At 76.6% G+C, this 393-nt stretch carries 1 protein-coding gene; it reads right to left on the reverse strand.

Going from position 1 to position 393, the window contains the following annotated elements:
- Positions 1–393: polyketide synthase (locus VR45_RS38895; protein ID WP_045944683.1), on the reverse strand; the 393-nt coding region annotated here is incomplete at both ends.

Below are 393 nucleotides of genomic sequence, written 5' to 3' on the forward strand. Positions count from 1 at the left end.
ATGTTCGACTTCACCGAACCCAGCCACAACGGCGAAGCGCCCTCGGCCCGCCCGGAACCGTAGGTCGCGATCAGCGCCTGCGCCTCGATCGGGTCGCCCAGCCGGGTGCCGGTGCCGTGCGCCTCAACCACGTCCACGTCGGCGGCGGTGAGCCCGGCGGAGTCGAGCGCGGCCCGGATCACCCGCTGTTGCGAGGTGCCGCTCGGGGCGGTGAGCTGGCTGGAGCGGCCGTCCTGGTTGACGGCGGAGCCGCGCAGCAGGGCGAGCACCCGGTGGCCGTTGCGGCGGGCGTCGGAGAGCCGCTCCAGGACCAGCAGGCCGGCGCCCTCGCCCCAGCCGGTGCCGTCGGCGGCGGCGGCGAAGGGCTTGCAGCGGCCGTCGGCGGCCAGGCCG

Source organism: Streptomyces sp. NRRL S-495, assembly GCF_000966955.1.
Lineage (GTDB): Bacteria > Actinomycetota > Actinomycetes > Streptomycetales > Streptomycetaceae > Kitasatospora > Kitasatospora purpeofusca.